The following is a 20102-nucleotide window of genomic DNA, read 5'->3' on the forward strand; positions in this document are numbered from 1 at the left end:
GACATGATCAGTGCGGAACTGGGCCAGCAACTGGAGGCTTACGTCGCGAAGCTGGTCGAATCGGGGCGCTACGGATCCAAGAGCGAAGTGCTGCGCGAAGGCGTGCGCCTGATCCAGGATCGCGAGGCGCAACTGAATGCGCTGGACGCGGTGATCGCGCGCAGCCTGGCCGATGCGGAAGCAGGACGCGGCGCCGAGGCGGCGGAAGTCTTCGACCGTCTCGAGGCGAAGTATCGGGCGCGGGCGGATCGGCAGGCCTGATCGTGCGCCTGTCCGATTTTGCGATTGACGAACTCGAAGCGGTCGCCGATGACATCGCACGCGACAACCCGCAACGCGCCGTGACGTTCGTGCGGGAGATTCGCGACAAGTGCATGAGTCTGGCCGCGATGCCGCTGGCGTTTCCGCTGGTGCCGCGCTTCGAGCGTCACGGCGTGCGGCACCGCGTGTACGGCAACTACCAGATCTTCTATCGGGTCGTCGGTGATCCGCCGGCGCGGATCGACATTCTTCACATCTTGCACGGCGCGCGGGACTACGCGTCGATTCTGTTCTGAACGAACGCGCGCACCGCATCGCGTCCGGAATGCGCGAACCCGGCCACGGCCGGGTTCGTTCGAATCGCGATCGGCACCGCCGGTACGTATCGGCGGCGAGTCGAAGCGAAAGCACCGAGCGTGACGAAGCAGGCGGGCACGCCACCCGCCTCCGTCGTCAATGCCCCGACGCCTCCTCCAGCGTCAGATGCTTCGTCTCCGGCGCCCACGCGATCGACACGATCATCCCCACCAGCAGCACGCCCGCGAGCGCGAACATCGTCGCGTGAAAGCCGAGCGTCGCGATGCCGGCAGGCAGCAGGAACGTGCCGATCGCCGAACCGAGCCGGCTGCACGCGATCGCGAGGCCCACGCCGCTCGCGCGGACTTCGGTCGGGAAGCACTCGGGCGGGAACACGCCGACGAGATTGCTGAACGCCGACATCGTCAGCGTGAAGATCGCGAACGCGACGATCATCGCGGCGGCCGCCGCCGACGGCAGCACCGCGAGCGCGACGAGCGACGCACACGTCACCGCGAACGAGCCGATCAGGAAGCCGCGTCGCGACAGCCGGATCGTCAGCCCTATGCCGATCAGCGCGCCCAGCACGAGGAACGCGTTCAGCAGCAGGTCCGCACCGAAGCCTTCGGCGAGGCCGATCGTCTTCAGGATCGTCGGCAGGAACGTGTAGATCGCGAAATACGGAATCACGAGGCACACGAAGAACGCACAGTTGAAAATCGTGCGGCGGATCAGGTCACGCTGGAACAGCCGCGCGAAGCCGGCATTCGCCTGCGGTTCGGCCGAACCGTCGAGCATCACGTGCGGCCCGAAATGTTTCGCGACGATCGCGCGTGCTTCCTGCACGCGGCCCTTGCCGAGCAGCCAGCGCGGCGATTCGGGTGTACCGATCCGCAGGACCAGCACGATCAGCGCAGGCAAAGCAGCCGATGCGAGCAGCCAGCGCCATGCGTCGGGCGTGGCGTCGCCGTATGCGAGGCCGAGCACGTTCGCGGCGACATAGCCGATCGTCCAGATCACGCTGAACGAGCCGAGCAGCGTGCCGCGATGCTTGCGCGGCGAGAATTCGGCGAGGATCGCGTGGCCGACGGTGAAATCGCCGCCCATCCCGAAGCCGATCAGCACGCGCAGTACGCACAGTTCGAGCGGCGACGTGACGAAGAACTGCGCGAACGCGGCCGCCGTGATGATCACGAAGCTCGTCAGGAAAATCTTCTGGCGGCCCATCCGGTCGGACAGCCAGCCGAACACGAGGCTGCCGAGGAAGATGCCGATCAGCGCCGAGCTGCCGATCATCCCCATCCAGAACGCGTCGATCGGCATCTGCCTGCCGAGCGCGGCGAGTGCGTAGCCGATCGTGCCGAGCGTGTAGCCTTCGGTGAAATGTGCGCCGAACGTCAGGCCGGCGATCTTCACGTGGAAACGGTTGAGCGGCACGTCGTCGAGCGTGACGGGGCGGTGCGGCGCATCGGCGCCACGCGACAGCGGCAACGCGCGCGCGGTGCCGGATTGAACGTTGGCTTGGGTCAAGCTGCCTCCTGGATCGTTATCTGGCGCGCGGCGGCGCGCGCAGGCGGCGCTGCGCCGCGAGCGCCGTGCAAGGCGCCGCGCGGCCGGGCGGCGCGCGGCGCGGGTCGACCGCGGGGAGCGGTCAGCGGCCGAGGCCGGCCATCAGCGTGTACTTGAGTTCCACGTATTCGTCGAGGCCGTACTTCGAGCCCTCGCGGCCGAGCCCCGATTGCTTGACGCCGCCGAACGGCGCGACTTCGGTCGAGATGATCCCGTCGTTGACGCCGACCATTCCGCTTTCCAGCGCACCCGACACGCGCCACGCGCGGCCGAGATCGCGCGTATAGAAGTACGCGGACAGCCCGAACGGCGTATCGTTGGCCGCGGCGACGGCCTCTTCCTCGGTCGCGAAGCGGAAGCAGCCGGCGACGGGGCCGAAGGTTTCCTCTTCGGCGATCAGCATGTCGGCCGTCATGCCGGCCAGCACGGTCGGCTCGTAGAACGTGCCGCCGAGCTCATGACGCTTGCCGCCGGTGAGCGTGTGCGCGCCCTTCGCGACCGCATCGGCCACGTGCCGCTCGACCTTGCCGAGCGCCGCCTCGTTGATCAGCGGCCCCTGGTCGACCTCACCCGCGAGCGCGTTGCCGACGCGCAGCGTGCGCACGGCGTCCGCGAGCTTGCGCGTGAATGCGTCGTACACGCCGTCCTGCACGAGAAAGCGGTTCACGCACACGCAGGTCTGGCCCGTGTTGCGGAACTTCGACGCGATCGCGCCCGCGACCGCCGCATCGAGATCGGCATCGTCGAACACGATGAACGGCGCGTTGCCGCCGAGTTCGAGCGACAGCTTCTTCAGCGTGTCGGCCGACTGCTTCGCGAGCAGCTTGCCGACCCGCGTCGAGCCCGTGAACGACAGCTTGCGCACGACGGGCGAACTCGTCAGCGTTTCGCCGATCGCGACCGCGTCGCCCGACACGACGTTGAACACGCCGGCCGGCACGCCCGCGCGCTCGGCGAGCACCGCGAGCGCGAACGCCGACAGCGGCGTTTCCTCCGACGGCTTCAGCACCATCGTGCAGCCGGCCGCGAGCGCGGGGCCGGCCTTGCGCGTGATCATCGCGAGCGGGAAATTCCACGGCGTGATCGCCGCGACGACGCCGACCGGCTCGCGCGTGACGACGATCTGCGCATCCGGCTTCGGGCTCGGGATCACGTCGCCGTACATGCGCTTCGCTTCTTCCGCGAACCATTCGAGAAAGCTCGCCGCGTACGCGACTTCGCCGCGCGCTTCCGCGAGCGGCTTGCCTTGCTCGCGCGTCAGCAGCCCGGCGAGCGCATCGCGATGTTCGAGCATCAGCTCGCCCCAGCGCTTCACGCGTGCGCCGCGCTCCTTCGCGGTCAGTGCGCGCCACGCGGGGAACGCGTGCGCGGCTGCGTCGATGGCGCGCTGCGTGTCGTCGGCGCCGCCTTTCGCGACTTTCGCGATCGTTTCGCCGGTCGCGGGGTTCAGCACCGGATAGGTCGCATCGCTCGCGCCATGCGGTTCGTGCCATTCGCCGCCGATGTAATGGCCGGTCCTCAGAAATTCGTTCATCGTGTGTCGTTCCTTCAGTGCCTCAGTCCGTCGCGAAACTGCCCTGCGCCGGACGCGACGCGCGCGCGATGCGCTTGCCGGCCGTGTAGTCGTTGATCAGGTCGCACGGCGTGTAGTTGCGCTCCAGTTCGTGCAATTCCTCTTCGGTGAGCTGTGTCTCGAGCGCGCCGAGTGCGCTGTCGAACTGTGCGACGGAATCCGCGCCGACCAGCATGCTCGCGACGCCGGGGCGGCTCAGCACCCACGCCTGCGCAATCTGCGCGGGCGGCACGCCGCGTCGCTTCGCGACCTTCGCGACCGATTCCGCGATCGCGAGCGATGCGGCATCGCCGTACATCTGCGCGGTGAAGAAGTCGGTCTGGTTGCGCGTCGATTGCGGCTCGCAGGTCAGCAGGCCGCGCGCGAGCGGGCTGAACACCGACACGCCGACGCCCTGGTCGATGCAGTACGGCACCATCTCGCGCTCCTCCTCGCGATACGCGAGGTTCAGCTGCAGCTGCATGTTGACCGGCTTGTCCCAGCCGTTTCGTTCGCAGGCCTGCATGATTTTCGCGAACTGCCACGTGTACATCGTCGATACGCCGATATAACGCGCCTTGCCCGCGCGCACGATGTCGTGCAGCGCGCTCATCGTTTCCTCGACGGGCGTGTTCACGTCGAAGAAGTGCAGCATGAAGATGTCGACGTAATCCATCCCGAGCCGCTTCAGCGAAGCGTCGATGCCGTCGAGCACGTGCTTGCGCGAATGGCCGCCCGCGTTCGGGTAGCTGCCCATGTCGTAGCCGACCTTGGTCGTCACGACGAGCTCCTCGCGGCGCGCGTTGCGCTTCAGGATGCGGCCGACCACTTCCTCGCCGACGCCCGTCGAATAGAAATCGGCGAGATCGATGAAGTTCACGCCGGCGTCGAGCGCGCGGCGCACGATCGGCTCGCTCTGCGCTTCGTCGAAGATCCAGGGTTTCCAGTCGGGGGTGCCCATGTTCATCGTGCCGAGACACAGGCGGGACACCGTCAGGCCGGACTGGCCGAGGCGGACGTATTCCATGCTTCCTCCAGGTGCGGCCTTGTGTCGGCCGCTTGTCGTCTTCAGTTTTTCTTCGGGGTGTAGAACGGGTTCGACACGTCGCGCGCGGCGGCGAATACCGCGTCGCGATGCGGTAGCCCTTCCATCGCGGCGACGATCGCGGTGCGGCACGCGCGATAGTTGTTCTCGAACACGGCATCGAGATCGTCGGTCTGCGGGTTCACCCAGTTCGCCGACACGACGACCCAGTCGTTCTCCGCTTCGGGCGGCAGCGTGCCGTTCTCGAGCGCTTCGGCGACGGCCTTCGCGATGCCGGCCTGCGACGCGCCCCACGTGGCGTTGCCGTGGAAATCGCCGGCGATCTGCGCCTTGTTGACGTACAGCGTGAGCGGCTTGGTCGGCACGCCCGGCTGCGCGATCACGACGAACGGCGCATGGCCGGCCGACGGCGTCGCGAGGGCCGTGGCGAACGCCTGGCCCGCGGGGCCGTTGCGCGGGCCGACCAGCACGTTGATGTGCGCGAGGTTGACGCCGGGGCCTTCGAAGCCTTCGCCGATGTAAAGCTGCCTGGGTTGGGATGCGGTCATTGCGATGTCTCGTCGATGAGGTTGGGTGTGAGGCGATTGTGGTGGGCCGCGGCACGGCCGGTGAATCGATGTTTTCTGATCGGGCTATGAGTTTTCGTCGTCTCCGGGAAAGCCCTGGGCCCGTCACGCGGACGCCCGCCGGGCGGGCCTCGGCCGGTGTCGTGACGGCGGGCGGGGCGGAACTGGCGGGTGCTCGTTCGTGAACCGGCTCCGGGTTTGTCATACCCGGGCAGGGGTTGGAGGGCCGGGCGCATCCGGACAACAATCGGCGTACTCCGAGCCCTATCTTTCGTCTTCCCTTCTTTTTTCGAAAGCGAGTAATTCCGATGGCTGCCATTCAAAGGCCCGATTGGTCGAAGCTCAGTTCGCTCGATCCGGAACTGATCCGGGCATTCGTCGCCGTGGTCGAGAGCGGCGGCTTCACCGCGGCGGCCCGGCAACTGCATCGCACGCAGTCGACGATCAGCCTGCGCATCCGCACGCTCGAGGAGCGGCTCGATACGCACCTGTTCATGCGCAACAGCCGACGGCTCGAACTGTCACGCGACGGCGAGAATTTCCTGATCCATGCGCGCCGCATCATCCAGGTGCAGAACGACGCGATCCTCGCGCTGAAGCAGGCGAGCAGCGATCGCGGCGTCGTGCGCTTCGGGCTGCCGGAGGACTACGCGGAGCTGTGGCTGCCCGACCTGCTGAAGTCGTTCTATGCGATGCGGCCGGGTGCGCGCTTTCACGTGCATTGCCGCACGTCGCTCGAACTGCTCGAACGGCTGCAGGCCGGCGAGCTCGACGTCGCGCTCGTCGTGCGGCACGGGCCGAACGCGGGCGGGCGGCTGCTCGGCCGGCACGATGTCGTGTGGGCCGCGCACCGCGATTTCGTGCTCGGCCCGCAGGCGTCGGTGCCGCTCGCGCTGTTTCCGGAGACGTGCTGCTACCGGCAGCGCGGGCTGCAGGCGCTCGCGACGGCCGGGCGGCCGTATCACGTCGTCTATACGAGCCAGAGCCCGACCGGCATCAAGATCGCGGTGAACCACGGCGCGGCCGTGACGATGATCGACCGCTGCACGCTGCCCGAGAACTGGCGCGTGCTCGACGAGACGGACGGGCTGCCGCTGCTGCCGGCGGCCGATCTCGAACTGCATCGCTCGCCGGGCATCTGCGATCCGCTCACCGACGATCTGGTGTCGCTGATCGAATCGATGGTCGACGAGCGGCGGCGCGCGTCGCTCGAAGCGTTCGCGTAGCGCGGCGGCCGGCGCACGGCGTGATTGGCGCGAACCGCGGCGGGTGGCGGGCGGTCGCGTCGCGCGCATCGCGACCGCACGGCCGGCCGCCATGCTGCTGGTCGTTGACGTGTTGTGTCCCCCGTGCCGTTTTTTGCACGGGCGGCCCGTTTTTTTGCACGACGTTTATGCGGTCTCTTCTAAGCTGGGGACGTGTCGAACAGCCGAGACGGCCTCCGTCCGCTCCATGACCTTCATTCATCCCGTTCCCGCCTTCGATGTCGCCGGCCGCCAGTTGCGCGCCGGCGCACCCGACAACGTCATTCCGTTCCCGCCGCCGCGCCCGCGCCTGCAGTTGCCCGTCACGCTGACGGCCGACTCCGGAGAACACGCGCATGCGCGGCTCGCGGCGCTGCTGCATTCCCCGCTCGGCGTGTACGTCGTCAGCGCGCGCGCCGTGCGCGACGTGGTGCACGTGCGCTTCGACATCGCGCCGGAAGACCTGGATTTCACGCTGCACATGCTGATCGCGCAGCAGGCCGATGCGGTGATCGGGCCGGTCGCGCGCCGGTTGCGCGTCGGGCCGAAGGCACGGTGAAGTTGGGAACGGCTGTTGCTCGTGGATTGTGGTTCGTTCCTTGATGGCTTGTCCGATCCGCCGCCCGGTCGCCGTGCTGTCCGCCCTCAGGCGGCGGACAGGCGCGCGATGCTGCGTGCACGGCGCCGATCATGCATGCGGAGGAGTCATGGATCTATTGGAAGCAGTACCTGTCGTGCAGCCGGCAAACGGCCGGGTACGGACGGCGTCGTTGCCGTCGGGCCAGCAACTCGCGCGTCAGCTCGTGACGACGGTGCGCGTGGCCGAAATGCTGTTGCATCAGGCGATCGTCGTGCCCGACCGGCATCAGTGGTCGGTGGACACCGAGCGGGTCGACGCGGCCGGCGGTCCGCTCGCGGCGTGGGAGCGCGACGTGACCTGGCGGATCGGCAAGGTGTTCGCCGCGACGGTCAGCCCGGCCGCGCGCGTCAACGATCGCGACCAGGTCGCGGTCGAGATCCGGCTCTGTCTGCCCGAACAGGACTACATGGCCGGGCGGCGCGTGAGCACCTTCGGCCGCCGCCACGGCAACCGCTTCGGCGCGACGCTGTCGGTCGCGTCGGGCGCGCAGTGGGGCTGGCAACGCGCGGAGCATGTCGCACCGGAACACACGCAGGTATGCGGCGATACGCTGGAAGCGCTCGTCGATCAGGTGGCCGCGAACGTCAACGCGGCACTGGGCGCGGCCGGGTTCGGCGCGATGCGCTGATCACGCGTCGCCGGTCTGCCCGGTCTGACGCTGCAGGTCTTCCATCAACTGTTCCGCGAGAAAGTCGCACGGCGGCCGCTTCGATTTCGTGCTGCGCGCGAGAATCAGTTCGAGCGGCGGCAGGTCGGGCAGCCCGTGCGCGCGGCCGAGCATCGACAGTTGCGCGGGAATCGCGCAGCGCGCGAGCGGCGCGACCGCGAGGCCGGCCTCGACCATGCTGAGCAGCCCGAGCAGGCTCGGGCTTTCATACGAGGTGCGGTACGGCACCTTCGCGCGTTCGAGGCTGCGGATCGCGTTCTCGCGCGCGACGCTGCCCGGCATGAACACCGCGATCGGCAGCGGCCGCTCTTCCCATACGCGCGGCCCGTTCGTCATCGCGGCCCACGCCATCGGCTCGTGGCGGATGAAGTCGCCGGACAGCCCCTTGATGCGCGTGCCGCAGACGAGATCGACGGTGCCTTCCTTGATCAGCGGCGCGAGCGCGCTGCTCGGCAGCCCCATCACCTGGATCTCGACCTTCGGGTAGGTCGCCGAGAACTTCTTCAGCACCGACGGCAGCAGCGACGACGCATAGTCGTCCGGCACGCCGATCACGACCTTGCCGGTCACTTCCGGCCGCACCACGGCCGCCCAGGCCTCGTCGCGCAGCGCCAGCATTCGTCTGGCGAATCCCAGCAGCACCTCGCCTTCGCGCGTCAGCACGATGCTGCGCGGCTTGCGCACGAACAGCGGCCGCCCGATCGCGTCTTCCAGGCTCTTGATCTGCATGCTCACGGCCGACTGCGAACGGTTCACGGCCTCGGCCGCGCGGGTCATGTTGCCGGTCTCCGCGACGGCGACGACGGTGGCCAGCACGTCGTGATCGAGCATCTTCATGGGTATCAGGAAAACTGAACGTAACGATCAGCATTATGCGTTTTTATTGTTGCTGTGTGTCTGCCATAGTGCGATCACGCTGACGTTTCGCCCGGGGGCGGCGCGGCGTTCGGGCCGGACGATCCGGTGTGCGGGACTGAACAGGGAAGCGTGGTGTATCGATGATGGACCATCCGTTGCGCGCGGCGCTGGCCGCGGAATTGCATGCCCGGCCGTTCCTGCGGCTCGCCGAAGCCGTGTCGCTCACGCATTACGCGATCTACGCGGACGGCCAGCCCGACATCCACGAAACGCTGCTGCACGCGCTGTGCCGCGATACCGGCATCGCCGCGCCGCACGAAGGCGCGACGCACTACGCGGTGCAGTCGCCGAGCGGCTGGCACCTGAAGTGGGAGCGCCACACCGAATTCTCGACCTTCACGTTCGTCGCGCCGCGCCGCGACACCGGTTATTTCGACGATCTCGCGATCGAGGGCATTCCGGCCGCGTGGTTCGCGCGGCTTGCCGGCATCCGCTTCGTCGCGGTGCGCATGGAGCTGCTCACGGGCGACGCCGCGCGGCTCGTCTGCGGCGACCTGCGCCGCTGGATCGACGGGCCCGCGCTCGTCGGCAGTAACGTGCTCGGCGGCGGCAAGGTGTTCTGCGACTGGCATGTGCGCGACGACGGTTTCATGCGCTTTCTCGTCGTCGACGAGGATTTCCGCGAGGAGCAGGGCGGCCGCCTGCTGCAGCGCCTGCATGAAATCGAGACGTACCGGATGATGGCCCTGCTGGCGCTGCCCGTCGCGCGCCGGATGAGCCGCGAGCTCGACGAGATCCACGCGGCGCTCCATGCACTGATGCAGCGGATGGACGCGAGCGGCGCCGACGGCGACGATACCGCGCTGCTCGTCAAGCTCACGCATCTGGCGGTACGGGTCGAGTCGCTGTCGGGATCGGGCGCGCGCTTCAGCGCGTCGCGGGCGTACGAGAAGCTCGTGCTGGCGCGCATCCACGAGTTGCGCGAGGAACGCATCGAAGGGATGCCGACGATCGCCGAATTCATGGAGCGGCGTTTCGCGCCGGCGATGGAAACCTGTCGCAGCGTATGGGCGCGCCACGAGCAGATCGCCGCGCGGATCGCGCGAGCGGTCGACCTGCTGCGCACGCGCGTGAACCTCGCGCAGGAAAAGGACGTGACGCGCCTGCTGGCGGGCATGGAGCGCACCGCGCGCAACCAGCTGCATCTGCAGCACGCGGTCGAGGGGCTGTCGGTGGCCGCCATTTCGTACTACGTGCTGTCGCTCGCAACGGCGGCGTTCAAAGCGCTGCACGTGATGAACCTGCCGGTCGACCCCGAACTGGCGGAAGGCCTGCTGATCGCGCCGGTCGTGTTCGCGGTGATTCACATCACGCGGCGCACGCGCGCGCAGCTGGCGCGATCGGAGGCGGCGCATGACAGTGCGCATGACGGCGCGGCGGGGCATGCGGCGGCGTTGAAGCAGGTCGGCTAGAACATCGAAAACTTGATCAGGTAAAGGAGTGGAGATGACTTTTTCGCAGAAGCAACCGGGGTTTTACAGCGGCTTCGATGCCGCGTTCGACGAACCGGCACCGGATGACGCGGGCGTGCCGGAGGCCGCGCGCGTGACGTCGTATCAGGCCGTGCTGCAGGAGCCGATGACGTCGCTCGTCGGGAATACGATCGATCGGCCGGACGTCGCGGCGGTGGCGATTCTCGGTTACAACTGACGCAGCGCCGGGCGGGTGGGCTGCGCAGTCCCTTCCCGATCACCCGGCGGCGCGCATGCGCGGCATCGTCGGGTACGCCACCCATCGGGCGTCGATCTTGCGGCCGGGTAGAAAATGAAACTCGATATAACCGTCGCGCCGGTTCGGCAAAGCCGGCACGGCGACGTCGGTTTCGACGATGTCGGGCGCCTGGTTCCGGGCGTCTTCTTCAGGCGTCAGATCGTACGTGATCCTGACGTGCCAGGTCTTCTTGCCGCGCGGCACGCTCATGCAGCACATCGTGCCGCCCCCGCCGCCGAACTGGCGCGCGTGCACGCTGCCCGCGCCGAAGCCATCCACCACGAAACTGTAGACACCACGATCGGTGTAGTTGAACCCCACGACGCGATACGGGCCGTCGGCGCGCGTCTGTGCGTGGATCCACCAGGCCGCGCCCGCCAGCAATGCCGCGATGGCGACCGGGTTGAGTGTCAGGCGGCGTAGCAGGTTCGGCATGCCGGTGTTCCTGTGAGTCGGTTCGGCGGCACGATCCGTTGCCGATAGCGCCAGGGCGCGTGCCGTGCACCCCGGCGGCCGAGGTCATCGCGCGCGCCCGACAGGCCCCGCCCCATGCGCCAGCGCCAGTTCGACGAACGCGCGCGCGGCCGCGCTCCGGTATGCCCCCTTGCGTTGCAGCAGCACGGCCGTACGCCGCAGGACGGCCGGTTCGAGCGCGACGGCGGCGAGATCGTCGTGGCCGCTCGCGATCGTCGCGGGCAGCAGCGTCGCGAGGTTCGTGCGGCGCACGATCTCGATCACGGCCCCCAGCGAATTCGCTTCCATCGACACGCGCGGCCGCACGTCGTGCTCGCGGAAATAGCGGTCGATCTGCACGCGTGTCGCGAATTCGGCCGTGAGCAGCACGAGCGACGCGTCGTGCAGCGCGCGCAGGCCGGCCTTGCGTTTTCCGGCGAGCGCATGGCGGCGGCTCACGACGAGCGCGAGCGTTTCGACCAGCAGCGGTTGCGCTTCGAGATCCGCCGTCTGCACTTCGTCGAACGCGATGCCGACATCGAGCTCGTCGTCGACGAGCAGCGCCTCGATGCGTTCCTGCGACATCTCGCGCACCGACAGCGACACATCCGGATAGCGGCCGTGAAACGCCTCGACCAGCGGCCCGACGAGATAGCTCGTGAAGGTCGGCGTGACCGCGATCCGCAGTGAGCCGCGGCTGAGATCCTGCACGTCGTGAATGGCGCGCCGGCCTTCCGCGAGATCGTGCAGCGCCTGCCGCGCATAGCGGAAATACACGTCGCCGGCGTCGGTCAGCCGCGTCACGCGCCCGGTGCGGTCGAACAGCTGCGCGCCGAGCGTTTCCTCGAGCTGGCGGATCTGCTGGGACAGCGCGGGCTGCGACACATGCAGCGCGGCGGCCGCGCGCGTGAAGCTGCGATGCTCGGCGACGGCGAGGAAGTAATGGATATGGCGCAGCAGCATGGTGGTTCCTATAAGTCCTGCTTATCCGGTAGATCATAAATCAGTCTTTTACCTTATTGGAAGTCCGGCGTAACCTACCCTTCATCGATTCCATCCGCACCGGAGAACACGCGATGAAGGACATCATCGAAGGCTTCCTGAAGTTCCAGCGCGACGCGTATCCGGCGCGCGCCACGCTGTTCCGCGATCTCGCGCGCAGCCAGCATCCGCGCGCGCTGTTCATCTCGTGCTCGGACAGCCGGCTCGTGCCCGAACTCGTCACGCAGCGCGAACCGGGCGACCTGTTCGTGATCCGCAATGCCGGCAACATCGTGCCGTCGTACGGCCCCGAGCCGGGCGGCGTGTCGGCGTCCGTCGAATACGCGGTGGCCGCGCTGCGCGTGACCGACGTCGTGATCTGCGGCCATTCCGATTGCGGCGCGATGACCGCGATTGCCACCTGCCAGTGCATGGACCACATGCCGGCCGTCGGCCACTGGCTGCGTTATGCCGATTCGGCGCGCGTCGTGAACGAGGCGCGCACGCATCGCAGCGAACGCGAGCGGATCGACTCGATGGTGCGCGAGAACGTCGTCGCGCAACTGGCGAACCTGAAGACGCACCCCGCCGTGCGGCTCGCGCTCGAAGAAGGGCGGCTCGCGCTGCACGGCTGGGTCTACGACATCGAATCGGGCTGCATCGACGCCCATGACGGCGCGACCGGCCGGTTCGTCTCCCTGGCGGACCATCCCGAGGTCCGCGCCACGCCCGCGACGCTTCCCGTCGCGGCGTGAATCGCTCCAACCTACCCACGAGGAATTGCCATGATCCAGTCCCAGCACAGCCAGACCGCCCGCCACGCGCTCGCGGAGACCGTCGTTCTCGCGAAGGCGCGCAAGAACCTGTCGTTCGCGCAGCTCACCGAAGGCACGGGCCTGAGCGAAGCGTTCGTGACGGCCGCGCTGCTCGGCCAGCATGCGCTGCCGGCCGATGCGGCGCGCAATGTCGCCGACAAGCTCGGCCTCGACGACGACGCGGTGCTGCTGCTGCAGACGATCCCGCTGCGCGGCAGCATCGACGATCGCGTGCCGACCGACCCGACGATTTACCGCTTCTACGAAATGCTGCAGGTGTACGGCACGACGCTGAAGGCACTCGTACACGAGAAGTTCGGCGACGGCATCATCAGCGCGATCAATTTCCGGCTCGACGTGAAAAAGGTCGACGATCCCGAGGGCGGTTCGCGTGCGGTGATCACGCTCGACGGCAAGTACCTGCCGACCAAGCCGTTCTGACGCCGGCGCGGCGCCGCGGCAGCGGTGCCGTGCAGGCTCTCGCCCGACGTGCATCGGCCACCGGCCGGCGCACGTTCCCGCCATGCCGTTTCAACCAGGACGCAGCCATGGATTTTGTGAAACGCACGATCGATCTTGCGATGAAGAACGTGGAAGAGGGCGGCCGTCCGTTCGCGACGGTGATCGTCCGCGACGGCGAGATCGTCGCGGAGAGCCCGAACCTCGTCGCGCAAACCAGCGACCCGACCGCGCACGCCGAGATCCTCGCGGTGCGCGACGCTTGCCGCAAGCTCGGCACCGAGCACCTGACCGACTGCGAGATCTACATTCTCGCGAGCCCGTGCCCGATGTGCCTCGGCGCGCTGTACTACTGCAGCCCGAAACGCGTGATCTACATCACGACGCGCGAGGACTACGCGCCGTTCTACCGCGACGACCGCAAGTATTTCGAGCTCGACACGTTCTATGCCGAATATGCGAAGCCGATCGAGGCGCGCCGGCTGCCGATGGTGCAGCAGAAGCACGGCGGCGCGATCGACGTGTACCGGCGCTGGAAGGAACTGAACGCGAAGTGACGTGACCTGCGCGGCGCCCAGGCCGCGCGTTGCAGCCGCCCGGCTGCTCGTTTTCCCCACCCTCCGTTTCGTCTTCCGTGTCATCCGGCGGCGTCCGTGCCGCCGGGGCGCCCGCGCTGCCGCGCGAGGCGGGTCGTGCCCCCGTTTTCCCACCTTCCCAAACATCGATCCCGTTCAATGTCCGGAACGGAAATCCGCGATCCAAAAGGTTTTTGACGGGTTTAAAAATTCGCACTGGAGACGACGAAAACGTGCGGAAAGCCCGATGAAAACCGATGAAATCTTCATGACAGCCAGCGCGGTGGCCGCGGTCGTTCGCGACTGATCGCCATCGATCGCCGTGCGTTTTCCCTGCCTGTTTCGTTGCGCCATTCGTTCCGGACGAGGAATCGCTCGATCCCTCTCCGCCAGCACCGCCCGACTGCCGCCGGTCGCGCGTGACGCCTGAGATTCGCTTACCTGCTTGAAACGGACCATCATGAAACGGGATTCATTCAGTACACCTGATGCGATGCATCGACCGACGACGAACATGCTCAAGCCGAACGACACGTTCGTGCGCATCGAAAACGTCGTGAAGAAATTCGGCGACAGCACGGCCGTCGACAACGTGAACCTGACGATCGCGAAGAACGAGCTGTTCGCGTTGCTCGGCAGCTCGGGCTGCGGCAAGTCGACGCTGCTGCGCATGCTCGCCGGGCTCGAGACGGCCACCTCCGGCAAGATCTTCGTCGACGGCGAGGACCTCGCGTCGCTGCCGCCGTACCGCCGCCCGGTCAACATGATGTTCCAGTCGTACGCGCTGTTCCCGCACATGACGGTCGAATCGAACGTCGCGTTCGGCCTGAAGCAGGAAGGCACACCGAAGAACGAGATCCGGGAGCGCGTGGCCGATGCACTCGCGCTCGTGCAGATGAGCAAGTACGCGAAGCGCAAGCCGCATCAGCTCTCCGGCGGCCAGCAGCAGCGCGTCGCGCTGGCCCGCTCGCTGGTCAAGCGCCCGAAGCTGCTGCTGCTCGACGAGCCGATGTCGGCGCTCGACAAGAAGATCCGCCAGAAGACCCAGCTCGAACTCGTGAACATCATCGAGAAGGTCGACGTGACCTGCGTGATGGTCACGCACGACCAGGAAGAAGCGATGACGATGGCGAGCCGCCTCGCGGTGATGAGCGAAGGCAAGATCGTGCAGATCGGCTCGCCCGGCGAAGTCTACGAATACCCGAACAGCCGTTTCTCGGCCGAATTCATCGGCTCGACCAACCTCTTCGAAGGACGCGTGGTCGAGGACGAACCCGACCACATCTTCGTCGAAAGCGACGACCTCGAAGCGCGCATGTACGTGAGCCACGGCGTGACGGGCCCGCTCGGCATGCCGGTCGGCATCTCGGTGCGTCCGGAGCGCGTGCACGTGTCGCGCGAGAAACCGGGCTCGAAACACAACTGGGCGCGCGGCGTCGTGACCGACATCGCGTACATGGGCAGCTACTCGCTGTACCACGTGCGCCTGCCGAGCGGCAAGACGGTGGTGTCGAACCTGTCGAGCTCGCACCTGATGAACGACAACGCGCCGGCGTGGAACGACGACGTGTTCGTGTCGTGGTCGCCGGCCAGCGGCGTCGTGCTGACGCAGTGAGGACGCCACGATGAGAACCTCCGCTTCCACTCCGTCCGCGCCGGTGTCTGCCGGCGCCGCGAGCACCGGCGCCGGCAGATCGCGCCCGGGCCGTTTCTCGATGCTGTCGCGCTTCCTGCCGTCGGGCCGCAGCGTCGCGATCGGCGTGCCGTTCGTGTGGCTCGCGATCTTCTTCGCGCTGCCGTTCGTGCTGGTGCTGAAGATCAGCTTCGCCGACCAGGTGATGGGCATCCCGCCGTACACGTCGCTCGTCGAGATCAAGGATGGCGTCGTGCACTTCGCGCTGCAGCTGTCGCACTACGCGTTCCTGCTGCAGGACGACCTGTACATCGCGACCTACCTCAGCTCGCTGAAGATGGCCGCCGTGTCGACCGTGCTGTGCCTGCTGATCGGCTATCCGATGGCGTACTACATCGCGCGCTCGGAACCGAACCGCCGCAACGTGCTGATGATGGCCGTGATGCTGCCGTTCTGGACGTCGTTCCTGATCCGCGTGTACGCGTGGATCGGGATCCTGAAGGACGACGGCCTCCTGAACCACACGCTGATCGCGCTGGGCATCATCCACACGCCGCTGCGCCTCTATCACAGCGACGCGGGCGTCTACATCGGGATGGTCTATTCGTACCTGCCGTTCATGGTGATGCCGCTGTACGCGCACCTCGTGAAGATGGACCTCACGCTGCTCGAGGCCGCATACGACCTCGGTGCGAAGCCGTGGGTCGCGTTCACGCGCATCACGCTGCCGCTGTCGAAGAACGGGATCATCGCCGGCAGCCTGCTGGTGTTCATCCCGGCGGTGGGCGAGTACGTGATTCCGGAACTGCTGGGCGGCGCCGACACGCTGATGATCGGGCGCGTGATGTGGGATGAATTCTTCAACAACATGGACTGGCCGATGGCGTCCGCGGTGACGGTCGCGATGGTGATGCTGCTGCTGGTGCCGATGGCGCTGTTCCAGTACTACCAGGTCAAGGAACTGGAGGACGCGAAATGATCAAGCCGAGCAAACCGCTGTCGACAGGCGTCCTCGCCTTCGGCTTCCTGTTCCTGTACATCCCGATCATCAGCCTGGTGGTGTACTCGTTCAACGAGTCGAAGCTGGTGACCGTGTGGTCGGGCTTCTCGCTGAAGTGGTACAGCGCGCTGCTGGACGACGACGAGCTGCTGACCGCCGCGTGGCTGTCGCTGAAGATCGGCCTCTTGACGGCCACCGCGTCGGTCGTGATCGGCACGTGGGCGGGTTTCGTGCTCGCGCGCTTCGGCCGCTTCAAGGGCTTCACGCTGTACACGGGGATGATCAACGCGCCGCTGGTGATTCCGGAAGTGATCCAGGGCATCTCGCTGTTGTTGCTGTTCGTTGCGCTGGAGCAGATGTTCGGCTGGCCGAAGGGGCGCGGGATGGTGACGATCTGGATCGGCCACGTGATGCTGTGCGTGTCGTACGTGGCGATCATCGTGCAGTCGCGCGTGAAGGAGATGAACAAGTCGCTGGAGGAGGCGGCGCTCGATCTGGGCGCAACGCCGCTGAAGGTGTTCTTCGTGGTGACGCTGCCGCTGATCTCGCAGGCGCTGCTGTCGGGGTGGCTGCTGTCGTTCACGCTGTCGATCGACGACCTGGTGCTGTCGGCGTTCCTGTCGGGGCCGGGGTCGACGACGTTGCCGCTGGTGGTGTTCTCGCGCGTGCGGCTGGGGCTGAACCCGGAGATGAACGCGCTGGCGACGCTGTTCATCACGGCGGTGACGATCGGCGTGATCGTCGTGAACCGGATGATGATCGCGCGCGAACGGCGCCGCGTGGCCGACATGAAGGCGGCGTTCGCGGTGGCGTGAGCGCGGGCATGATGGTGTGACGGCATGACGAAAGCGACGGCGGGCGCATGACGGGCCCGCCGTTTGCGTGGGTCGCTTGCTCGCGGGGAGGGAAACGGGGCGATCGTGCGCGGTGTGCACGCTCATGACCGAGCGGGTCGGTTACGGTGACTGTGGCGATGCCACGTCCAAGGCGGCGCAGCCGCCGCGATTCGCAACGGTGCCTTCGGCGCCGGGTTTCGGGTTCCCGATGTGGCCGAACGACGCGTGGGAATGCCACATCGCACGCGATATCGCGCGCGAGCGGCGCGGTCGCCACGCAGCGGGCGACGCGCTATAGTCGTGCGACGCCCGCTGACGGTGCGATACACCCGGCGGCCCTTTCACGCACGCGTTCTCCCGATGACAGCCCTTCCCGACGTTACCCTGCGACTGACCGACATCGAGCAGCCGGCCGCACACGATTTCATCAGCCGCAAGCTCGGCGAATTCAATCACGCGATGACGGGGCGCGCCGACGCGGCCACGCTCGACGTGTACGTGACCGATCCCGCGACGGGCGAGATCGTGGGCGGCCTGACGGGGCGCACGTCGCTCGGTCTCTTCTTCATCGATCTGTTCTACCTGCCCGAATCGCTGCGCGGCGGCGGGTTCGGCAGCCGGCTGCTGCGCGAGGCCGAAGCGGAAGCGAAACGACGCGGATGCGCGCGGGCGGTGCTCTACACGATCTCGTTCCAGGCGCCGGATTTCTACCGGAAGCAGGGTTACGAAGCATTCGGCGAAGTGCCGTGCGAACCGGAAGGCACGTCGCGCGTGTTCATGGTGAAGGTGCTTTGAACCGGTTCGTCCGTCGTGCGTCGCGCGCTCAGATTCTCGTGGCGATCGCCTTGGGCGTATAGCTGGCGTGAGTGGCCGGATCGACGAACCGGCCTCTGAAATATCCGTCGCCGTTCGCGTCGGATACGAACGTCTGATGGGCCGGATCCAGCATGCGGCGCCAGAATGCGTTCCGGCGTTCGATGTTGTCGATCGTTTGCGTCTTCCCGAGAATGTGGCCGGTCATCGTTGCGTCCTTGTCGCTGAGACTGCCGGCGAGCAGGAGCGAGAAGCCCGGCGGAAGGGGAAGCGTTCGATGGATCTCCGACCAGCACAGCGTGCCGATGCCCCGGCAGCACAATTCCGGCGGAAGCATGAAGTCGCCGATGTGCATCTTGAACGACGAGTCGTCGAGCGGAAGCCACCGTTCGCTGAACGGGAATTTCCTGACCCGGGTGGACGATCCGAATGGCGACTCCCGGTATTCGAATTCGACGGACACGCGGCCCGTGCAGCAGCGATCGGGCAACGCGTCCAGTTTGTCGATTTCCTGCACGATCGTCATGGTCGCGATCGGCACGCCTTGCAGATCGGCGATCCGGTACGAATGCCGCGTGGTGTTCATCGTGTTGATCCTCGAGCAAGCACGACGACGGAGCTCGAACGTCGGCATCCGGGCGTCGGCAGCGTGCCCCGTGCCGGCGGCACGGAGCACACGCCATCCGCGTCAGCAATGCTCCAGCGCGTACGACAGGTCGGCGATCAGGTCGTCCGGATGTTCGAGCCCGACCGACACGCGAATCAGCCCTTCCGACACACCGGCCGCTGCGCGCGCTTCGGCCGGCACGCCCGAATGTGTCGTCGATGCCGGATGGCAGATCAGCGATTCCGTGCCGCCGAGACTGACCGCGGACTTGAAGAGCGTCAGGTGGTTGATGAACCTGAACGCCTGCTCGCGGCCGCCGTCGAGGATGAACGCGAACGTCGAGCCGGGCCCGCTGCACTGGCGCCGGTAGACGGCCTGGTAGGCCGGATCGTCGATGAGCTCGGGATGCAGCACGCGCACCGGCCGATGCGGATTGCCGGCGAGCCAGCGGGCGACGGCGCTGCCGCTGCGTGCGGCCTGCTGCATGCGCAGTACGAGCGTTTCCATCGAGCGCGTGATCATCCATGACGAATGCGGGTCGAGCTGCGAGCCGAGCGTGCTGCGGACCGAGCGGATCTTCGTGATCAGGTCGCGGGTGCCGGTCACGCCGCCGGCGACGAGGTCGCTATGCCCGCCGATGTATTTCGTCAGCGAGTACACGCTCAGGTCTATGCCTTGCCGCGACGGCTTCTGATACAGCGGCCCGAGCAGCGTGTTGTCGCAGACCGACAGCGGGCGGTAGCCGTGCCGCGCTTCGAACGCATCGATTTCGCTGCGCAGCCCGTCGAGGTCGAACAGCGCGTTGGTCGGGTTGGCGGGCGTCTCGATGTAGCACATCCGCACGTTGCCCTTTTGCGCGGCCGCTTCGAGCGCGGCGCGGATCGCGCTGGTGGACAGCCCGTCGGCGATCACTTCGGAGCGGATGCCCCACTCGGGCAGGAACTTCGAGATCAGCGTTTCGGTGCCGCCGTACAGCGGCACGGACTGGACGACGCAGTCGCCCGGCCGCAGGAACGTCAGCAGGATCGCGGCGATTGCCGACATGCCGCTCGACGTCACGACGGCGGCTTCGGAATCGTCGAGCAGCGCGAGGCGATCCTCGACGATCTCCAGGTTCGGGTGATTGAAACGGCTGTAGACGAGGCCCGCGCCTTCGCCTTCGGGCGAAGGCTTGCGCCCGGCCACGACGTCGAAGAATTCGGCGCCGTCCTCGGCCGTGCGGAACGCGAACGTCGACGTGAGGAACACGGGCGGCTTCACCGATCCTTCCGACAGGAACGGATCGTAGCCGTACGACATCATCTGGGTTTCGGGATGGAGTTCCCGGTCTGCAATCTTGCGCTTGTGGTAGTTGCGATAGGCCATGCGGTGCTCCGTGCAGGGGTGGTGAGGAACGGCCGTTGCAGCGGCGGCATGACGCGTGCGGCGCCGGGTAGGCACCGTTCGTCGCGACCGCGTGAC

Annotated in this window: 24 protein-coding genes; 14 read left to right on the plus strand and 10 right to left on the minus strand. The window is 67.1% G+C overall.

Annotated elements, in window-relative coordinates; translation table 11 throughout:
* Positions 1–3 precede the first annotated feature (3 nt).
* Together APZ15_RS26530 and APZ15_RS26535 are read left to right on the plus strand one after the other, a co-directional pair.
* Positions 4–261, plus strand: coding sequence for a type II toxin-antitoxin system ParD family antitoxin (locus APZ15_RS26530; protein ID WP_027789898.1), 258 nt, complete (start codon positions 4–6; stop codon positions 259–261).
* Positions 258–557, plus strand: coding sequence for a type II toxin-antitoxin system RelE/ParE family toxin (locus APZ15_RS26535; protein ID WP_027791928.1), 300 nt, complete (start codon positions 258–260; stop codon positions 555–557). Before APZ15_RS26530 ends, APZ15_RS26535 begins: the two co-directional genes overlap by 4 nt.
* A 157-nt stretch (positions 558–714) precedes the next feature.
* Here the strand turns inward: APZ15_RS26535 and APZ15_RS26545 are convergent, their stop codons facing one another.
* From APZ15_RS26545 to fae, 4 genes are all read right to left on the minus strand, one after another.
* The gene (locus APZ15_RS26545) at positions 715–2049 is read right to left on the minus strand and encodes an MFS transporter (RefSeq protein WP_226153311.1); all 1335 of its coding nucleotides are present in this window, start codon (positions 2047–2049) and stop codon (positions 715–717) included.
* Positions 2050–2209: 160 nt separating this feature from the next.
* Positions 2210–3661 (minus strand): NAD-dependent succinate-semialdehyde dehydrogenase, encoded by a 1452-nt coding sequence (locus APZ15_RS26550; protein ID WP_027789896.1) that lies wholly within the window; start codon positions 3659–3661, stop codon positions 2210–2212.
* 22 nt (positions 3662–3683) lie between these two features.
* A complete protein-coding gene (locus APZ15_RS26555) occupies positions 3684–4706 on the minus strand; it encodes an aldo/keto reductase (RefSeq protein WP_027789895.1) in 1023 nt (340 codons plus the stop codon).
* 41 nt (positions 4707–4747) lie between these two features.
* On the minus strand, positions 4748–5272 hold the full coding sequence (gene fae, locus APZ15_RS26560) for a formaldehyde-activating enzyme (protein WP_027789894.1): 525 nt from the start codon (positions 5270–5272) through the stop codon (positions 4748–4750).
* Positions 5273–5598: 326 nt separating this feature from the next.
* Between fae and APZ15_RS26565 the strand changes: the two genes are divergently transcribed.
* The 3 genes from APZ15_RS26565 (at position 5599) to APZ15_RS26575 (ending at position 7802) form a co-directional block, all read left to right on the plus strand.
* On the plus strand, positions 5599–6516 hold the full coding sequence (locus APZ15_RS26565) for a LysR family transcriptional regulator (RefSeq protein WP_027789893.1): 918 nt from the start codon (positions 5599–5601) through the stop codon (positions 6514–6516).
* Between the two features lie 226 nt (positions 6517–6742).
* Complete coding sequence (locus tag APZ15_RS26570) at positions 6743–7093, plus strand: hypothetical protein (protein ID WP_027789892.1); 351 nt, start codon at positions 6743–6745, stop codon at positions 7091–7093.
* A 148-nt stretch (positions 7094–7241) separates the two neighbouring features.
* Positions 7242–7802 carry a hypothetical protein gene (locus APZ15_RS26575; protein ID WP_027789891.1) on the plus strand — a complete coding sequence of 187 codons (561 nt, stop codon included), beginning with the start codon at positions 7242–7244 and terminating at the stop codon, positions 7800–7802.
* On the opposite strand, the gene APZ15_RS26580 is transcribed toward APZ15_RS26575, so the two are convergent.
* Positions 7803–8678, minus strand: a complete 876-nt coding sequence (locus APZ15_RS26580; protein ID WP_021160509.1) for a LysR family transcriptional regulator — start codon at positions 8676–8678, stop codon at positions 7803–7805.
* A 161-nt stretch (positions 8679–8839) separates the two neighbouring features.
* Here APZ15_RS26580 and APZ15_RS26585 point away from each other — a divergent pair, with 161 nt between their 5' ends.
* Both APZ15_RS26585 and APZ15_RS26590 read left to right on the plus strand, forming a co-directional pair.
* Complete coding sequence (locus APZ15_RS26585) at positions 8840–10171, plus strand: DUF3422 family protein (RefSeq protein WP_027789890.1); 1332 nt, start codon at positions 8840–8842, stop codon at positions 10169–10171.
* Between the two features lie 34 nt (positions 10172–10205).
* Positions 10206–10409, plus strand: a complete 204-nt coding sequence (locus tag APZ15_RS26590; RefSeq protein ID WP_027789889.1) for a hypothetical protein — start codon at positions 10206–10208, stop codon at positions 10407–10409.
* Positions 10410–10448: 39 nt separating this feature from the next.
* Here the strand turns inward: APZ15_RS26590 and APZ15_RS26595 are convergent, their stop codons facing one another.
* On the minus strand, positions 10449–10904 hold the full coding sequence (locus APZ15_RS26595) for a DUF3304 domain-containing protein (RefSeq protein ID WP_027789888.1): 456 nt from the start codon (positions 10902–10904) through the stop codon (positions 10449–10451).
* Positions 10905–10988: 84 nt separating this feature from the next.
* Positions 10989–11885 (minus strand): transcriptional regulator CynR, encoded by an 897-nt coding sequence (cynR, locus tag APZ15_RS26600; protein WP_027789887.1) that lies wholly within the window; start codon positions 11883–11885, stop codon positions 10989–10991.
* A gap of 113 nt (positions 11886–11998) precedes the next feature.
* Between cynR and APZ15_RS26605 the strand changes: the two genes are divergently transcribed.
* The 3 genes from APZ15_RS26605 to APZ15_RS26615 all read left to right on the plus strand — a co-directional run bounded on the left by APZ15_RS26605 (position 11999) and on the right by APZ15_RS26615 (position 13734).
* A complete protein-coding gene (locus APZ15_RS26605) occupies positions 11999–12658 on the plus strand; it encodes a carbonic anhydrase (RefSeq protein ID WP_027789886.1) in 660 nt (219 codons plus the stop codon).
* Positions 12659–12688: 30 nt separating this feature from the next.
* On the plus strand, positions 12689–13159 hold the full coding sequence (gene cynS, locus APZ15_RS26610; protein ID WP_021160503.1) for a cyanase: 471 nt from the start codon (positions 12689–12691) through the stop codon (positions 13157–13159).
* A 107-nt stretch (positions 13160–13266) separates the two neighbouring features.
* Positions 13267–13734, plus strand: coding sequence for a nucleoside deaminase (locus APZ15_RS26615; protein WP_027789884.1), 468 nt, complete (start codon positions 13267–13269; stop codon positions 13732–13734).
* 174 nt (positions 13735–13908) lie between these two features.
* Here APZ15_RS26615 and APZ15_RS41200 read toward each other — a convergent pair whose 3' ends face one another.
* Positions 13909–14298 (minus strand): hypothetical protein, encoded by a 390-nt coding sequence (locus APZ15_RS41200; RefSeq protein ID WP_160313244.1) that lies wholly within the window; start codon positions 14296–14298, stop codon positions 13909–13911.
* Here APZ15_RS41200 and APZ15_RS26620 point away from each other — a divergent pair.
* The 4 genes from APZ15_RS26620 to APZ15_RS26640 all read left to right on the plus strand — a co-directional run bounded on the left by APZ15_RS26620 (position 14246) and on the right by APZ15_RS26640 (position 18016).
* Complete coding sequence (locus tag APZ15_RS26620; protein ID WP_027789883.1) at positions 14246–15367, plus strand: ABC transporter ATP-binding protein; 1122 nt, start codon at positions 14246–14248, stop codon at positions 15365–15367. The two genes, APZ15_RS41200 and APZ15_RS26620, sit on opposite strands and share 53 nt — an antisense overlap.
* Positions 15368–15377: 10 nt before the next feature.
* Positions 15378–16364 (plus strand): ABC transporter permease subunit, encoded by a 987-nt coding sequence (locus APZ15_RS26625; RefSeq protein ID WP_027788940.1) that lies wholly within the window; start codon positions 15378–15380, stop codon positions 16362–16364.
* On the plus strand, positions 16361–17200 hold the full coding sequence (locus APZ15_RS26630; RefSeq protein WP_027788939.1) for an ABC transporter permease subunit: 840 nt from the start codon (positions 16361–16363) through the stop codon (positions 17198–17200). The genes APZ15_RS26625 and APZ15_RS26630 overlap by 4 nt, the downstream gene beginning before the upstream one ends.
* 381 nt (positions 17201–17581) lie before the next feature.
* Complete coding sequence (locus tag APZ15_RS26640; protein ID WP_027789881.1) at positions 17582–18016, plus strand: GNAT family N-acetyltransferase; 435 nt, start codon at positions 17582–17584, stop codon at positions 18014–18016.
* A gap of 28 nt (positions 18017–18044) precedes the next feature.
* On the opposite strand, the gene APZ15_RS26645 is transcribed toward APZ15_RS26640, so the two are convergent.
* A complete protein-coding gene (locus APZ15_RS26645) occupies positions 18045–18620 on the minus strand; it encodes a hypothetical protein (protein ID WP_027789880.1) in 576 nt (191 codons plus the stop codon).
* Positions 18621–18722: 102 nt separating this feature from the next.
* On the minus strand, positions 18723–20006 hold the full coding sequence (locus APZ15_RS26650; protein WP_027789879.1) for a cystathionine gamma-synthase family protein: 1284 nt from the start codon (positions 20004–20006) through the stop codon (positions 18723–18725).
* Positions 20007–20102 lie beyond the last annotated feature (96 nt).

It is taken from the genome of Burkholderia cepacia ATCC 25416 (assembly GCF_001411495.1).
GTDB lineage: Bacteria > Pseudomonadota > Gammaproteobacteria > Burkholderiales > Burkholderiaceae > Burkholderia > Burkholderia cepacia.

Excerpts from the sequence above, each read along its gene's own strand:
- cynR (WP_027789887.1), bottom strand. The coding sequence starts at position 11,885 with ATGCTGCTGCGCCATATCCATTACTTCCTCGCCGTCGCCGAGCATCGC.
- APZ15_RS26550 (WP_027789896.1), bottom strand. The coding sequence starts at position 3,661 with ATGAACGAATTTCTGAGGACCGGCCATTACATCGGCGGCGAATGGCAC.
- APZ15_RS26530 (WP_027789898.1), top strand. The coding sequence starts at position 4 with ATGATCAGTGCGGAACTGGGCCAGCAACTGGAGGCTTACGTCGCGAAG.
- APZ15_RS26580 (WP_021160509.1), bottom strand. The coding sequence starts at position 8,678 with ATGAAGATGCTCGATCACGACGTGCTGGCCACCGTCGTCGCCGTCGCG.
- APZ15_RS26570 (WP_027789892.1), top strand. The coding sequence starts at position 6,743 with ATGACCTTCATTCATCCCGTTCCCGCCTTCGATGTCGCCGGCCGCCAG.
- APZ15_RS26640 (WP_027789881.1), top strand. The coding sequence starts at position 17,582 with ATGACAGCCCTTCCCGACGTTACCCTGCGACTGACCGACATCGAGCAG.
- APZ15_RS26605 (WP_027789886.1), top strand. The coding sequence starts at position 11,999 with ATGAAGGACATCATCGAAGGCTTCCTGAAGTTCCAGCGCGACGCGTAT.
- APZ15_RS26615 (WP_027789884.1), top strand. The coding sequence starts at position 13,267 with ATGGATTTTGTGAAACGCACGATCGATCTTGCGATGAAGAACGTGGAA.
- cynS (WP_021160503.1), top strand. The coding sequence starts at position 12,689 with ATGATCCAGTCCCAGCACAGCCAGACCGCCCGCCACGCGCTCGCGGAG.
- APZ15_RS26585 (WP_027789890.1), top strand. The coding sequence starts at position 8,840 with ATGATGGACCATCCGTTGCGCGCGGCGCTGGCCGCGGAATTGCATGCC.
- APZ15_RS26565 (WP_027789893.1), top strand. The coding sequence starts at position 5,599 with ATGGCTGCCATTCAAAGGCCCGATTGGTCGAAGCTCAGTTCGCTCGAT.
- APZ15_RS26575 (WP_027789891.1), top strand. The coding sequence starts at position 7,242 with ATGGATCTATTGGAAGCAGTACCTGTCGTGCAGCCGGCAAACGGCCGG.
- APZ15_RS26630 (WP_027788939.1), top strand. The coding sequence starts at position 16,361 with ATGATCAAGCCGAGCAAACCGCTGTCGACAGGCGTCCTCGCCTTCGGC.
- APZ15_RS26590 (WP_027789889.1), top strand. The coding sequence starts at position 10,206 with ATGACTTTTTCGCAGAAGCAACCGGGGTTTTACAGCGGCTTCGATGCC.
- APZ15_RS26650 (WP_027789879.1), bottom strand. The coding sequence starts at position 20,006 with ATGGCCTATCGCAACTACCACAAGCGCAAGATTGCAGACCGGGAACTC.
- APZ15_RS26625 (WP_027788940.1), top strand. The coding sequence starts at position 15,378 with ATGAGAACCTCCGCTTCCACTCCGTCCGCGCCGGTGTCTGCCGGCGCC.
- APZ15_RS26645 (WP_027789880.1), bottom strand. The coding sequence starts at position 18,620 with ATGAACACCACGCGGCATTCGTACCGGATCGCCGATCTGCAAGGCGTG.
- APZ15_RS26620 (WP_027789883.1), top strand. The coding sequence starts at position 14,246 with ATGCATCGACCGACGACGAACATGCTCAAGCCGAACGACACGTTCGTG.
- fae (WP_027789894.1), bottom strand. The coding sequence starts at position 5,272 with ATGACCGCATCCCAACCCAGGCAGCTTTACATCGGCGAAGGCTTCGAA.
- APZ15_RS26555 (WP_027789895.1), bottom strand. The coding sequence starts at position 4,706 with ATGGAATACGTCCGCCTCGGCCAGTCCGGCCTGACGGTGTCCCGCCTG.
- APZ15_RS41200 (WP_160313244.1), bottom strand. The coding sequence starts at position 14,298 with ATGCGCACGAACGTGTCGTTCGGCTTGAGCATGTTCGTCGTCGGTCGA.
- APZ15_RS26595 (WP_027789888.1), bottom strand. The coding sequence starts at position 10,904 with ATGCCGAACCTGCTACGCCGCCTGACACTCAACCCGGTCGCCATCGCG.